The sequence below is a fragment of the Stappia sp. 28M-7 genome (assembly GCF_014252955.1).
Taxonomy (GTDB): Bacteria; Pseudomonadota; Alphaproteobacteria; order Rhizobiales; family Stappiaceae; genus Stappia.
The window spans coordinates 707,642-722,438 of sequence record NZ_JACMIA010000001.1; the positions used below are offsets into that span (position 1 = coordinate 707,642).

At 67.4% G+C, this 14,797-nt stretch carries 9 protein-coding genes and 1 riboswitch; of the genes, 3 read left to right on the forward strand and 6 right to left on the reverse strand.

Features of this window, described 5'->3' with window-relative positions; genetic code table 11:
* Positions 1 to 211: 211 nt before the first annotated feature.
* Positions 212 to 3,244, forward strand: a complete 3,033-nt coding sequence (locus H7H34_RS03235) for an AMP-binding protein (protein WP_185924239.1) — start codon at positions 212 to 214, stop codon at positions 3,242 to 3,244.
* Here H7H34_RS03235 and H7H34_RS03240 read toward each other — a convergent pair.
* The 6 genes from H7H34_RS03240 to H7H34_RS03265 form a co-directional block, all read right to left on the reverse strand.
* A complete protein-coding gene (locus H7H34_RS03240) occupies positions 3,241 to 4,980 on the reverse strand; it encodes a trypsin-like serine peptidase (RefSeq protein ID WP_185924240.1) in 1,740 nt (579 codons plus the stop codon). The two genes, H7H34_RS03235 and H7H34_RS03240, sit on opposite strands and share 4 nt — an antisense overlap.
* A 2-nt stretch (positions 4,981 to 4,982) precedes the next feature.
* Positions 4,983 to 6,158 (reverse strand): S1 family peptidase, encoded by a 1,176-nt coding sequence (locus H7H34_RS03245; protein ID WP_185924241.1) that lies wholly within the window; start codon positions 6,156 to 6,158, stop codon positions 4,983 to 4,985.
* Positions 6,159 to 6,225: 67 nt separating this feature from the next.
* Positions 6,226 to 7,524: a trypsin-like serine protease gene (locus tag H7H34_RS03250; RefSeq protein WP_185924242.1), complete on the reverse strand. Its 1,299-nt coding sequence runs from the start codon at positions 7,522 to 7,524 to the stop codon at positions 6,226 to 6,228.
* Positions 7,525 to 7,532: 8 nt separating this feature from the next.
* Positions 7,533 to 8,918, reverse strand: a complete 1,386-nt coding sequence (locus tag H7H34_RS03255; RefSeq protein WP_185924243.1) for a hypothetical protein — start codon at positions 8,916 to 8,918, stop codon at positions 7,533 to 7,535.
* A gap of 15 nt (positions 8,919 to 8,933) precedes the next feature.
* Complete coding sequence (locus tag H7H34_RS03260) at positions 8,934 to 10,319, reverse strand: hypothetical protein (RefSeq protein WP_185924244.1); 1,386 nt, start codon at positions 10,317 to 10,319, stop codon at positions 8,934 to 8,936.
* A 29-nt stretch (positions 10,320 to 10,348) separates the two neighbouring features.
* The gene (locus H7H34_RS03265; protein ID WP_185924245.1) at positions 10,349 to 11,260 is read right to left on the reverse strand and encodes a hypothetical protein; all 912 of its coding nucleotides are present in this window, start codon (positions 11,258 to 11,260) and stop codon (positions 10,349 to 10,351) included.
* Between the two features lie 205 nt (positions 11,261 to 11,465).
* On the opposite strand from H7H34_RS03265, the gene H7H34_RS03270 reads away from it, so the two are divergent.
* Positions 11,466 to 13,178: a type I secretion system permease/ATPase gene (locus tag H7H34_RS03270; RefSeq protein WP_185924246.1), complete on the forward strand. Its 1,713-nt coding sequence runs from the start codon at positions 11,466 to 11,468 to the stop codon at positions 13,176 to 13,178.
* Position 13,179: 1 nt separating this feature from the next.
* Positions 13,180 to 14,520, forward strand: a complete 1,341-nt coding sequence (locus H7H34_RS03275) for an HlyD family type I secretion periplasmic adaptor subunit (protein WP_185924247.1) — start codon at positions 13,180 to 13,182, stop codon at positions 14,518 to 14,520.
* A 46-nt stretch (positions 14,521 to 14,566) separates the two neighbouring features.
* Positions 14,567 to 14,670, forward strand: a riboswitch (TPP riboswitch).
* Positions 14,671 to 14,797 lie beyond the last annotated feature (127 nt).

Consider the following 14,797-nt stretch of genomic DNA (forward strand, 5'->3'; position numbering starts at 1 on the left):
GCGAACAGCGGTTGGTGATAGGGAAAATTTACATCGCCACGTTGTCGTGATACCCCTCTTCAGATCCTGCATAAGTGCGGAACATCTGTAATCTCAAACTCTTTCAAGAAAAAACCCGTTCAGAGCGCCTGAGGGCCGAATTGATGCCGTCTTGCATCGCGGTTTCCTACGTCCTGCAGAAGGGTTTGGTTGCGGTCATCGGGAGAAGGGTATGACATATTCGGTGTTGCGGCGGATCGAGGAGCTTGCCTTCGGTCAAGGTGACCGCGTCGCGATGGAAGAGGGCGCCCGCCAGCTGACCTATGCCGGCCTGTACGAGGCGATCCGCAGGGCCGGCCGCCAGGGCCTGTCCCGCTCGGCCCGCGGGCTTGTCGGGATCAATGGGCGTCCCTCGATCGAGTCCGGCGTCGGCATTCTCGCCGCCATGGCATCGGGCGATGTTGCCGTTCCGGTCGACGGGCGCTTGCCGCTCGCCCGCCAGCAGGCCCTTCTCGACTGGTGCGACACCTTGAGCGACCATCAGGAGATCGCCGGCATCGTCGCCGAGCTGGACGGCAAGGCGCCGCAGCCGGATGCGCGCGGCTGCATCGCGCCGCGCGCCCCGCGTCAGGCCGCCTACATCGCCTTCACCTCCGGCACCACCGGCGAGCCCAAGGCCATCGAGGGCACGATGGAGGGCATCGACCATTTCATGGCCTGGCAGTCGGGTCTTGTCGGCAGCTTCTGCGAGGTGCCGCGCGTCTCCTGGCTGACGCCGCTGTCCTTCGACGTGATGTATCGCGACCTGCTGTTGCCGCTGGTGACGGGGGGCACGCTGGTCATTCCGGATGCGGAAGCCGGGTTCAACATCGCCTCCGGCTGGCAATGGCTGACGAGCGAGCGGATCGACATCGCCCATGTGGTGCCGTCAATCGTGTCCGCGTGGCTTACCTCCGGCGATCTGCCCAAGCTCGACGTCAAGGCGCTGTTCTTCGCCGGCGAGCCGCTGAAAGTGCCGTTGGTTGCCGCGCTGCGCGGCCGCTATGGCGGACGCATCTACAATCTCTACGGCCCGTCCGAGGGCACGATGGCGAAGTTCTGCCGCCTGATCGACGAAGACTGTCCGACGAACGGGACGCTCTATCCCGTGGGCCGCCCCATCGCCGACGACGTGACATTCGAACTCGCCGACAATGGCGAGATCGTGCTCGCCTCGCCGCATCTGACCAACGGCTATCGCCAGCGCGACGGCGGCGCCGATCCGTTTCCGCAGGTCCGGCCCGGCTGGTACGCCTATCGTACGGGCGACAGGGGCGAGGTCATCGGCGGTGATCTCTTCCTGCTCGGCCGTCTCGACAACCAGATGAAGGTCAACGGCATTCGCATCGAGGCCGGCGAGGTCGAGCGCCTTGCCGAAGGATGCGAGGGCGTCGAGCGGGCGGTCGCGGTCAAGCTGTCGCCTCCCGAGGTGCCTGGCGAGACGCTTGCCCTGTTCTGGCAGGGCGCCCCGGACCGGGAACCGGCCCTGCGCGAGCGCCTTTCGGACGCTTTGCATCCGGCGGTGATGCCCTCGCTCTACACGCATCTTGCCAGCTTCCCCGTCACCTTGAACGGCAAGGTCGACCGCAAGGCGCTCGTCGCGGACGCAGCCGCCTTCCTCGCGGCCGGACAAGGAGACCTCTCCGGCGACATCCATGGCGACCCAGCCGAGCGCCACGTCCAGCAGGTGATCTCGCGGGTGCTGCGCCGCCCCTGCGGCCTCGATACGGATTTCATCGGCCTTGGCGGCAATTCGCTGATGTTCGGCCTGATCGCCTTGCAGCTGGAGACGGCCTTCGGCATCGCCATTCCCCAGTCGCGCTTCTACGAGGCGGGCACGCCGCGCGCCATCGCTGCCTGGCTCCTCGCCAATGGCGGGGAGCTGCGTGAGGGGGCGGCAGACGGGAACGAGGTCCAAGCCCCCGCATCCTTCGACGTGGCGGACGGGGACTACCGGCCGCTCACCAGCCGTCAGCAGACGATCTACGACATCTTCTGCAAGGACATCTTCGGCGCCGCTATCAACATGACCCTTCAGATGCCGTTCCGCGCTGCCGAGGCCGAGCGGCTGAAGCGCGTCTTGCTGCGCCTGATCGAACTCAACGACTGCTTCCACCTGCGCTTCCGCCGGAATGGCGACACGCTGCTGCAGACCATGGTCTCGAACGGTTTCGGCCCGGCCGATTTCGAGGAGGTCACGGCCGACGATGCAGAGTTCGATCCTCTGTCCACCGCCTTCGGCGAGCGGACCTTCGACCTCGACGGGGCGCGGCCCTTCCGGATCCTGCTGCTGACCAGCCCCTCGGGCGCGGGACGTCTCGTCCTGTCCATGCATCACCTCATCAGCGACGGCATGTCGCGCGAATACATCCGCCGCGACATCGAGGATGCGCTGGCCGGGGCGCCGGTGCCGGTGCGCAGCCCCTTCCGCGCGGCCATCGCCGCCGAGACCGGCGAGAGCAGGGCCCGCGCCACCGCCTTCTGGCATGCGCATATCGATGGTGCACCGCCGATGCCGCGCTTCGTCTCCGGCCTCGACCGTAGGAATCTCTCGGCGCGTATGCTGACCTTGCCGCTCGGCGTCGATCACGGCGCGCTGCTTGCCCGCGCTCGTGCGCTCAACGCCAGTGTCTTTCCCTATCTGATGGCGCATTTCTACCGGGCGATGGCCGCCCATTCCGGGGTCTCGGACCTGATCATCCGGGTCACCACCCATGGGCGCTATCGCCCCGAACTGCTCGACACGCTGGGCCTGCTGTTCAGCGCCGTCCCGCTGCGGATCAACGGGGCGGGGCAGAGCACATCGGCCATCGTCGCCAAGCTGTCGCGCATGCTGGAGGCCGCGCCCGGGCATCAGGACGTGTGCTTCCGCGATCTTGCCCGTCTGGTCGGCGAGCCGGACGACGAGCATGTCCACCCGGTCACGGGGGTCAGCTTCGCGCTCGATGGCTACGACGTCAGCGAGGCGATGCCCGCCGGTCTTTCCCTCGATGCGCGTTCGCAGGTCATCCGCGCCTCGTTGCCGCATGAGGCGCTGGTCTTCGCGCGGACCTACAGCGATGGCTGCGTGCTGCGGTTTCTCTACCGCTCCAAGGCGTTTTCCGACAGCGACATCCAGTCGATTGCCGCGCATATGCGCGAAACGATCTCGCGGGAACTGGCGGAGGCCGAAAGCGAGAACCTGGCGGAAATCGAGATGGGCCGCCGCGCGGCGCAGTGCTCCTAGCGCGGCAGAGGGAAAATCCGGGAGGCGAGGTTGAGCCGGTCGCTCTCCTCGCTCGTGCTCTTGCACTCTTCCGCCAGTTCCACCCGGTAGGCCCGTGACACGATCCCCACCACCGCGACCTCGCCGTCCGGCAGGGCGGCCAGCACCGGCCCACCGGAGGCCCCTGAGAGCGTGTCGGTGGAGATGCACAGGTAGTCGGCCTCGGGTTTCTGGCTGTCGATCGGCAGCGGGTTCTCGCGATCCTTGGAACTGTTGGACGAGATCGTCGCCGTGCAGGAGGACGACGGGTGCACCGCGCCGTTGGCCAGCATGGCGAGACGGGCGGTGTGGGGGAAGCCGAAGCCGGCCAGCCGCGTGCCCGGCGGAATATCGCCGCCGGCTGCACTTTGCGCGGAATAGACGGGCATGCCGGAGGCTGCGAGCTGCTGCGGGACGTCCGTGTCCGTATCGAGCTGGACCCTGACCGTATCGTGGCTCGTGCGCGTCACCGCCCGGCAGCCATAGACGCTGCCGGGCGCAAGCGGCTGCTCCTCGCCGATTCGCGCGGCAAGGCCGAACACGGCCCGAAAGCCTGCTCCGGGCGGACAGGCGATGGTTTCGCCGATGTCCGGCAGCTCGCTGCGGCCGGTTCCCGGGGTGTCGATCAGATGAAGATTGGCGAGGCAATGCGCTGCGGTCCAAACGTGCCTGCGGTCGACATCGAGAAAGCCCGAGCAATGGCTGCGCGACTGGAACTTGCAGTGTTCGGCAGGCAGCAGGTCGAGCAGCATGTCGCCGCCTGAGCGGCGCACGAAACCGGCCTCGGTGACGAGGGCGACCGCGCCGGCCATCCGCTGCAGGCGTTCCGCGTGGCTCGGGCCCGGACAGGCGATACGATAGCTCGTCGTTGCACCGACGTCGCAGGCGGTTATCTCGCCGAACGTCGCGGCGGCAGCCATTCGGGCGGAACCTTCCATGGCGACACCGGCAATGCCGTCGTCGCCGATGATCATCTTGTGGATGTCGACTGTGCCGATGATCGAGAAATACCTTGCGTCCGCGAAGGGAAACCCGTCGGGACCGAGCTGCTCCAGGACCGGTGTTCCGGGCTCTGCCTGGAGCACCTGGCGCAGGAACTCGTGATACTCGCCAACGGTGACCTGACGCGGGCCGGACGCGGCAAGCAGGTTGGCGATCTCGCGATTGTCGAGCAGCGCAGAGGCCGAAGGCAACAGCCCCTCGCGCCGCAACGAAAAGCCCTCCCGGGCAAAGTCGGCCGCGGTCAGCCGCAACGCCCGCTCTGGCTCGTCTTGCAGCTGCAGGTGTTCCTCGAGCCGGACGCGGAATTGCGACAGCCGGTCGAGGCCCGGTTCCGCGGAAGGGAAATTGCTCAGCCGGCGGGCCAGCTGCGGATCGAGCCGCTGCAGCAAGGTCTCGCTCTGCTGGCGCAAGCTCTCCGTTTGCGGCAGCAGCTGGCCGTGCTGCCCGGCGACGGCAGGCGGCTGCCAGCCGTTCTGCAGCCAGGGCTGCGCGCTGCTCCCATTGAGGCCGGGCAGGGCTCCGGGGTTTCGCAACCCTTCCAGGCCCCGCAGCTCGCGCAGCTCCCGGAGTTGCTCCTGGAACTGCCGGGTGTTCTGCAGCTCCTGGCGGAATTGCTCCTGGCCCGCAGCACGTCCGGCACCGAGCAGCAGGACAAGCACGCTCATGACGATGACGGGCGGAAGCAGACGACGAGGGTAGTCCCTGAAGATCTTCATGGTCATTGCTCCGTCCCGCCAGCAAGCCCGATCTCGCTGGGATCGATGCCGAAAGCGGATGCCATTCCTGCGATCTCGGCATGGTAGGCCAGGAGGTTGGTGAAGTGGCTGAGCGTGCGTGGGTGCAGGCAGAAGCTCGGGTCATCGCCTGCCGCGCCTGTTCCGGGCGAAAAATCCGCGTTTCGTCCGAAGCTGGTCAGGCCGATCAGGCGCGGTCCGGCGGCGGCGGCGATGGCGGGGCCGATATCCTGGACCGGTGCCGCATAAAAGCCGCCTCCGCTGTCGCCGACACAGGCGCGAGACATCGGCTCGTCCGGCCCGCTGCCGCCGCTGACAAGCGGTCCGGACAGCAGCTCCAGCCACGTGTCCCGCTGATGGGGCGGGACCGGCTGCTCGCCGGCATCCAGCAGCATCAGCCGGGCATAGAGAAGCCACTGCGGGCTCGTCAGCCGGTCGTTGTCCGTCTCCACTGTCTTGCCCCAGCCGGCGGTGAAGAAATGCAGCCTGTCCTTCTCCAGCATCTCGTCATCGGCGAGACGCGCCGGCATGACTTCGGAGCCGGAAAGCGGTTCCGGCAGGTGGAGCGCCGCAAGATCGAAACCCAGCTCCGGCTGAAGTCGCCTGTAGCGCCCGGCGATCAGCATTGAGGATGCCGGGTGAGGGAGCGAAAGCGCGCGCTGCTGGTCCCGGCGGTGGTGTCCGTACCAGACGGTGACTTCGCTGAGATAGAAGTTGAGGTCTTTCGGGATCAGGCAATGGGCGGCGGTCAGCACCAGTTGCGGGTGCACCAGCACGCCGCTGCACTCTGTCGCTTCCCTAGCGGGACTGGCTCCATGTTTCAGCACCATCGTCAGGCGGACCATGTCCCGCAGGCTGCCCGGCTGTGCGGGCAGTCCGCCGATGATCGTCATGCCCGGAGCCGGCGGCAGGGGCGTGAAATCCGTCGGATCGGGCAAGGGCGGGGCGAAGGCCGCGCTGGGCAGGTCCGCCTCCGGCCGGGACCGCTCGCGCTCCAGGAAGGCATCCAGCGCGAGGACGAGCGGTGGTTCGGTCGAGGGGGCCTTTTCGGTATCGCCCGTCCCGTTGGCCGTCGCGCTTGCAGCCGGAAACAAGGTCGCCAGAAGCAGGGCCGCAACAACGCGTTTCAGCCCGCATGCCGATGTCCTTTCCGCGTCCATTGCGATCCCCCTTTGCGCCGTCTCGCGGTTTCCGTTCCCTGTCTCGATATCCGCCCAGCTTGCCCGGTCAGAACGCCGGATCGCCGACGCGCTTGCGCCAGTTGATCCAGGCCATCACCTGCGGCGTGATCAACGTGTAGATGCCGCCTTCACCGCATCGTCCTCCTGTGGCGGCGCGCGAGGTGATGCCGGCAACGTAATAGGCTCCGAAATACCGGATGAAGGCCGGCCCGCCGCTGTCGCCCTGGCACGTATCGCCGCCGGTATGTCCGTCGACGAGCACGGCCTCCCGCCCCGGCGCGCAGTCGTAGTTGGCCTGGGCATAGGCCCTGCTGCAGGTCGGATCCGCGACCGGCACGCGTACGCCGACCTTTCCCCAGTAGCGGCGGTCGTCGGAGATGAAATCGGAGATCCCGAAGCCCACGACGGTCATGTGCTGCAGGGCGGGGGAGGTCAGCAGCTCCAGCGGGGCGAAATGGGCCTTTGCGCGATCCTGGATGAGATCGACTAATTCCGGCTTGTCCGCGGGGCTGTCCATGGCCGTCCGGTCGGGATCGAGATAGATCAGCGCCAGGTCGCTCCCCTTCAGCAGGCGCCCCTGCGATAGCGCTGCGCAAAAGGCGGGGTCGAGCAGGGCAGGCTGCCGGGTGCGGTCGATACGGCTCGAACGCTGGCCCGCCAGCAACGGCCCGTACTCGTAGCGGGACCGAGGCTCGGCGATCGGGGCAAGCAGATACTTGCCGCGCCGGTCGGCAACGGAATCGTAGACGACCACGGCAGTCGCTCGGCCATCCGCCGACAGCAGATCGAGATCGCAAACGCAATGGGCGGCGGTCAGCACCGTCAGATCGCTCACCAGTACGCCGGTGCAAAGACCGGAAAGCGCAGCATCGTCCTCGCCGGCGCCCCGTGTCTGGAGAATGGCAACGGTTTCGCGGAACCGCTGTCCTGCCGTCTGTGCATTTTGTCCGACGATGCGAGCCCCGATGCCGACGACAAAGGGGGTGAGGCTGCTGTCCCGCGGCGCGCTCAGGCGGTTATGCACCAGCGGATCGCGGTCGAGCGCGGTCTCGATGTCGCGCCCCCGGCTTGGTCCCCCCCGTTCCATCCAGTCGTTGAATATCGCCCTGTAGGTCTCGGGGCTGGTGAATGTCTGGCTTCCACGATCCGAGAATGTCTCGATCTTCTGCGCGCCAGACGCGTAGTCCTCGCCCAATTGGCCTCTCAGTGCGTTCAGGTCGCCAAGAGTGTCGCGGAATTCTCGCTCGACCGACATTTGCGCCCGTGCCGGCCCGCTCGGCAGCAAAGCCCCGCCGGCAATCGCCGCGACGCAGCACACCAGACGCAGGAGGGCGGGGCCGGCCATCGCAACCCCTACTGTCCGATGGAGCAATAGCGGGCGCAGTCCGGCGTGTCGCCGCGCCCAGAGCACAGCAGCTGGCACGCGCAGATCGCCTCGCAGCTGTCGCTGCCGCCAAAGCTGCTGCAGCGCGCGATGCAGGCCTGCACGCCTCCCCCCGAGGACAGGGCCAGCCCGGCGGCCACCGTCTGCGCGTCGGTCGCTCCACCGCCTCCGCTGCCGCTTCCACCGGTTCCCTCTCGCGCTTCCCTGAGGGCCGCAAGGGCGGTGATCAGTTGCGCTTCCGCGGAGATGAGATCGGCACGCGCACGAATGAGGTTTGCCTCGCCGCTCCCGATATTGATCTTAAGCTGGATGATCTGGGCCGGCAGGTTGACGATGGCCTGGGCGATGTGGAGCGGAACCTTGACGAAGGATTCAAGCTCGCTGGTCTTTTCGATTGTAACGTCCCGCAGCATTCCCTCTTCGAAATCCAGGGTGGTGGTGCGGGTCGCGAAGAAGGTGCGATTGACGCCGACGGACAGGATCGGCGCCTCGTTCTCCATGGCGATCATCGACTTGTCGAGGATCTGCCAGCCGCCGGCGAGCTTGCGGTTCTTCTGCGTCAGCACATAGACCGCATAGGGCAGGCGAGGCCGATAGAGGATGCCGCGATTGTAGCTGGCGGCCGGCAGCGCGGCGCCGCCGCCTTCCCGGTAGGCAAGTTCGCCCGTGCTGCCCGAGCCGAGCAGAAGCCGGTCGCGCTCGCGGCGGCTGAGCTTGCGCTCGCACACGGACGACAGATGCGCGAGCGACACGACCTCGTCCTGTCCGGGCACGACGACGCACAGGCCGAAGCTCCTGAGGTTATCGTTGAGCACCCGCATGGATGCCGGATCGAACGGATCGAACGTATCCTTGTATCTGCGTTTCAGCCCGGCTGCCTGAAGTCCCGCTTCGCTGCGCAGGGCCGCGGCCTTGGCCAGCGCAAAGCCGGTGTCGGCGATCGTCTTGAGGATCTCTTCCGACCTGTCCTCGGCATTCGCGGTGATCTTGGACAGGAGCTGGCTTGCTGTCTTGACGATGGCGAGCTTGTCGTTGGAGGTCGGTGAGCCGAGAAAGTCGAGGCAGTAGCTGCGCCGCCGGTCCGGAAGCCGCACGGGCGTGAGCGTCTGGACGCGCACGTCGGTCGGACCCGTCTCCTCGACCGAGATGTTGAGGTAGGTCTTCGGCAGGAAATACGAGCCCGCGCTGCCGTGGCACCCGTTCGTGGCGGTGGCGCCGCCGGTCTCATAGTCCTGCGTGCCGACCATGCTGCAGGCGGCGGTCGCGAGCGTGGCGAGACCTGCAAGGGCACTGATGATCAGGCGTCGACCGTGTCCCTGTTCCTGCGCCCTTGCGAATATGCGAGTGGAAATCATCCTGTGCCTCGCCTGTCATTTCTGGTTCGAAAAGCCGGCCACCGGATCGACCGATGGGCCGGCGAGTGCCGCGGGGCAGCCGTAGTAATCCGTCGCCTTGTCGGAGAAGAACGCCTGCTTCCGCCATTTCTCGCGGGCGGTCTTGCGCTCTCCGTCCAGTTTCGCGGCTTTCAGGATCTCGTTGAATTTCGCGTCCGCGACCGCCGCCGGCAAAGCGCTGGCGCTTCCGGTGGAGGGGGCGGAGCCCAGTCGCGGGTCGCGGTCTTCCGCCAGAGCGGCGATCATCTCGGTCTGCAGGTCGGCAAGGTAGGTCTCGAGCTCGGCCAGCCGTTCGCGGTCCTGCGCGGTGTTGATCTTCACCTGGATCAGCGTCGCCGGCAGGGCGACGAGGGCGCTCGCCACCAGGAACGGGACGGTCGCGGCCGCTTCCAGTTCGCTGCCCTTGTAGATGCAGACATTGCCGAGCACGCCGTTGTCGAACCGCAATATCGTGATCCGGTCGGAGAAGAAGGCGCGGCTCACCCCGACCGAGAGGATCGGCGAGACGTTTTCCAGCAACAGCCGCTCGCGCCGGGTCAGCTCCCAGCGGCGATGCGCGCGCTTTTCCAGTACCAGCAGCGTGTGATCGAGGCGCGGCCGGTAGAGGATGCCGGACAGCAGCCTCTTGTCGGTCACCTTCGGCGCCAGCGGCGTGGTCGGCAACAGGGCGCCGCGACGTCCTGCGCCTTGCCGCCTCTGGGCCGCGACCCATTTCGGCGGAGCGTGTCGCGCAGTCTTTTCGGGGGCATCGCAATATGCGTCGATGCCGGCCCGGTCCGGGTCGAAGGACCAGCCCGGATTGATCAGGCAGAAGCCGAGCGAGGAGAGCCGCTCGTTCATCGCCGCCATGTCGGCATGGTCGAACGGGTCGACCTCGTAGCGGAACGGGACGCTGCGCGTTGTATCGGAGCCCAGCGTCTGCGACCGCAGACCCGTGGCGAGCGTGAAGGCCGCCCGCGTCAGGGTGACGGCGATCTCGCGGCTCCTGTCGATGATATCGGTGGCAACTAGCGTCAGCAGGCCGCCATTGGTCTTCTTCACGTCGACGATGTCGTCGGAGGTCGGGCTCGCGAGATAGTCGAGGCAGTAGACATGGCGCGGATCGGCAACGGCCCGTACATTCGGACCATCCAGGGTGCGTTGTTTCCCTCCGCCGTCCGTCGTCTCGACCACGGCGATCTGCAGCACGGAGCGCGGCAGCGCGTAGCTGCCAAGGCTGGCCGAGCGGCAGGAGACGGCATGCGTGTCGTCGAGAAACTGCGATCCCGCGACGGCGCAGCCGGAAAGAGCGGCGGCCGCCGCGACCAGCAGCGCGGCAAGGTGCCATCGGCGCGCGGGCGCCGCGCATCCGTCGCGCGCCAAGCGCGCGCTCCGGGTGGTTTCGGTCCCGCTCATGGGCAGACCAGTGTCAAGGTGCCGCCGCTGACGATGCTGGCTCTCAGCTGCTGGCCGCCCGGGCCGCAGCGGAAGAAGACGCTGATGAGCCGTTCGCCCTGCGGATTGGGGTCATAGCCTCCGCACACGGTGGTGATGTCGACATTGGCGATCTGGCAGGCCGCAACCTCGGTCCGTCGTTTCAAGGCATTGCTGCTGCTGACGTCGCCGCCCGGCTTGACCGGGTCGAAAAGGCACTTCGAGCGCACCCAGTTGGTCACCGTGGAGCTCTCGCATCTGAGGTTCTGGATGGCCCGGTCGCCGGCCCAGGCGCCGAGAATTTCCAGTTGAGGCGGGAGGAGATCGGCGGGGGGAGGAGGGGCGCCAGTTGCAAGGCTGGCCGCAAGGGCATGGGTGTCCTGCGTCGCGTCCTCCAGGCACGCGGAGAGAAGCTGCAGGTTCGACAATCGCTTGGAGAGTTTTTCGTCGGCTGGGGCGTCGGCCTTGATCTCGCTCGTTCCCTCGCATTTGCAACTGGCGGCGAACGCCGCCTCCGACGGGGTCAGCAGCTTGATGATATCGTTGTGGCAGGCCTGGGCGCGGGCCGAGCCTTCCTTGAGCCGCACCATCAGCGCGCCGGCTTCGGCAAGCCCCGTCAGCGGCCCAGCCGTCTTCGCGGGTGGCGGCGGGCTCGCAGGCTCGGCCGGCGGCGCATCGGGAGCTTTCGCGCCCGTGGCCTGAGCGGGCCCGGCGTCGTTTCGCGCTTCCCTGTATTTCTTCGACTGTTCGTCGCAGACCACCGCCCGCACGTCCGGCGGCGCGCAGTCTATGTCGTCGTTTGCACCGGCGTTGCCGTTAAGAACGGCCAGAAAAAAGACGCCGGCAACCACCCCCCGTAGCGCCATGGTAAACAAATCCTTAAAGTGCAATGCGCAACCCTAGGTCAGGTTGTGGTGAAAACTCAATCTGAATCTCTTGCTCATCCGGAAGGGGCGGGTGCCGAGAGGGCCTAAAAAATGCCCCCGGTTGCGGCCAGAAAGTGCTAGTTTCCCGTCGGATAGCGTGGCATGCGACCACGATATCGAGTGCGATAGTGACGTGGGCTGGGGCTGGAACTTGCGTAAGGAAAAGTCGATGACGCGGGCGCCGGCGGGCGCAACGGTGGTGGACCGGGTCTTCCGCAGCGTGAGGTCTGCGCTTTTCGGCGTGGCGGTGGTCAGTCTTCTGGTCAACCTCCTGATGCTGACCGGCCCGGTCTACATGCTGCAGGTCTATGATCGGGTTCTGGCCAGCGGTTCTGTGCCGACGCTGCTGGTGATCAGCGGGTTCGCCCTGGTGCTCTATGCCGTTTTCGGCATTCTGGAGGGGCTGCGCTCCCGTATCCTGGCGCGCATCGGCCAGCGGATCGATGCCCAGCTTTCCGGCCTCGCTTTCGCGATTTCGTCCCGGCTGCCGCTGCGCATGGGCGCCGGCGCGGCGAAACTGCGGCCGGTGCAGGATCTCGACGCCGTTCGCACATTCATGTCCGGCCCCGGACCGGCGGCGATCTTCGACCTGCCCTGGATGCCGGTCTATTTCGCCCTTCTGTTCCTCTTCCACCCGCTGCTCGGCTGGCTCGCCATCGGCGGTGCCGCACTGATCTGCGTCCTGATCGGCCTCAACGAGGCGACCTCGCGCAAGCCGGCCACGGAGGCCGCGCGCGCCGCCAGTCGCCGTGCGGCGGTCGAGGAGGCCGGCCGCCGCAATGCCGAGGCACTGGGCGCCATGGCGATGGATGGCCCCCTGACGCAGCGCTGGGAGCGGGAGAACGAGGCCTTTCTCGATGTCCAGCGCCGGGCGCAGGACTGGTCCGGCTTCTTCGCAACGGCGATCAAGACTGTGCGCTTCCTGCTGCAGTCCGCCGTGCTCGGTCTCGGTGCCTGGCTGGCGATCCTGGGCGAGGTGACGCCGGGCGTCGTCATCGCCGGATCCATTCTCACCTCCCGCGCGCTTGCCCCGGTGGAGCAGGCGGTGGCCCAATGGCGCCCCTTCGCGGCGGCCCGTCTTGGCCGTCGCCGCCTGCGCGAGGTGTTCGCCCAACTGTCGGAGCCGGAGATCGAGCGCCTGGAGCTGCCGCTGCCGCTGCGTTCCCTGACGGTCGAGCAGCTCGCCTGCGGCCCGGCGGGCGTGCCGCGTCCCGTGGTGCAGGGCGTCGCGCTGGAGCTTTCCGCCGGCGACGGGCTCGGCATCATCGGCCCCTCCGGCTCGGGCAAGTCCACGCTGGCCCGCGCCCTTGTCGGCCTGGTGCCGCCGCTGCATGGCTCCGTTCGCCTCGATGGCGCGGAGCTTTCGCAATGGCCGCCGTCTCGACGGGGCCGCATCATCGGATATCTGCCGCAGGACGTGCAGCTGTTCGACGGGACGGTGGCGGAAAACATCGCCCGTTTCGAGCAGGAGGGGGAAGACGAGGCGGTGATCGAGGCGGCCCGCATGGCCGACATCCACGACTTCATCACCGGCCTGCCGGAAGGCTACAACACGCTCATCGGCTCGGAAGGCATGGTCCTGTCCGGCGGACAGCAGCAGCGCATCGCGCTCGCCCGCGCGCTGTTCCGCAAGCCGTTCCTGGTGGTGCTGGACGAGCCCAATTCGAACCTTGATTCCGACGGCGAGGCGGCCCTGACGCGGGCGATGCGCGACATGCGCGCCGCCGGGTCCGTCGTCGTCGTCATCGCCCATCGGCCCAGTGCGATCGCCGCTGTCGACAAGGTTCTGTGCCTGCGCGATGGCCGCATGGCGGCCTTCGGCCCGAAGGACGAGGTGCTGAAGCGCGTCGTCGCGCCGGTGCCGCAGTCGGGAGTGGCATGAGATGGCCCCTCGCGAAACCGACCGCTCTGCCGGTGCCGGTCATGTCGACCGCCAGCTGAGCCGCAGCGTCCGCCGCCATCTGCTCGTCTCGCTGCTGGTCGCCGTGCTGCTGCTCGGCGGGTTCGGCGGATGGGCGGCGCTCGCTCGCATTTCCGGCGCGGTGGTCGCGCCCGCCGTCGTCGTGGTGGAAACGAATGTCCGCCGCATCCAGCATCAGGAAGGCGGCATTGTCCGCGAGATCGCCGTGCAAAACGGCGACCGCGTTTCGGCCGGCGATCTCCTGGTGCGTCTCGACGACACGGTGACCCGCGCCAATCTGGCCGTGGTGACGCGCCAGCTTGTCGACCTGTATGCGCAGGAAGCCCGCCTGGTCGCCGAGCGCGACGAGAGCGAGGAAATCGCCTTCAACGAACGGGCCCGCGAGCTTGTCGACGAGGACCAGCTGGCGCTTGTCGAGGACAGCCAGAAGAGCCTGATGGACGCACGGCGCAAGTCCGTCAGCGGCCGCAAGGACCAGCTGGGCGAGCAGATCGTTCAGTATCGTCGGCAGATCGAGGGGCTCGACGCGCAGCTTGCCGCCAAGGGCGAGGAGATCGCCCTCATCGAGGACGAGCTGACGGACCTCATGGGGCTTCTCGAAAAGCGCCTCGTCGCGCGGGCCCGCGTCACCGCCCTGCAGCGCGACCGCACGCGGCTCAAGGGCGAGCATGGCGGCCTCGTCGCCAAGATCGCCGAGGTCAACGAGGCGATCAGCGAGCGGCGCATCCTGATGCTGCAGATCGACGAGCAGTCCCGCGCCGAGGTGCTGGAGCAGCTGCAGGACACCCGTGCCCGCATCGCCCGGCTGGAGGAGCAGAAGATCGCGGCCGAGGACCAGCTCCGCCGCGTCGAGGTGCGCAGTCCCCACGCCGGCACGGTCCACCAGCTCGCGGTGCACACGATCGGCGGCGTCGTCGGCCAGGGCGAGACCTTGATGCTGATCGTGCCACAGGGCGACCTTCTGGTAATCGAGGCGCAGGTGCAGCCGCGCGACATCTCGCAGATCGTGCCGGGGCAGGAGGCGCGTGTCCGCTTTCCCGGCTTCGACCAGCGCACGACGCCCGAGCTTGCCGCCCGCGTGCGTACCATCTCGGCCGATCTGGCCCGGGACAATGTGACCGGCGCCCGCTACTTCATCGCCCGTCTCGTCATTCCGGACGAGGAGCTGGCGCGTCTCGATGGCGAGCTTCTGGTGCCCGGCATGCCGGCGGAGGCCTTCATCACGACCGAGGACCGCACGGTGCTGTCCTACCTGGTGCGCCCGGTCACCGATCAGATCGCTCACGCCCTTCGCGAGCGATGAGCCCGACCCCCGCTTGACGTCCCCTTCCTTCCCTCCTATCGTGCCGCAAAATTCGTTGGGGTGCCTTAACCGGCTGAGAGACGCGAACCGCGTCAACCCACTGAACCTGATCCGGGTCATGCCGGCGTAGGGAACGAATGCAAGCCCGAACGGCCGCAAGGCCGGGCTCTGCCGCAAGATCGTCGCGGCCATCCGTCTTCCCGAAACCGCAGTCCGGATCGTGCCTTTCACGCGGCGCGTCGCTTCCCTTCGTCGGAGCCGCGCCCGGCAGGAACGG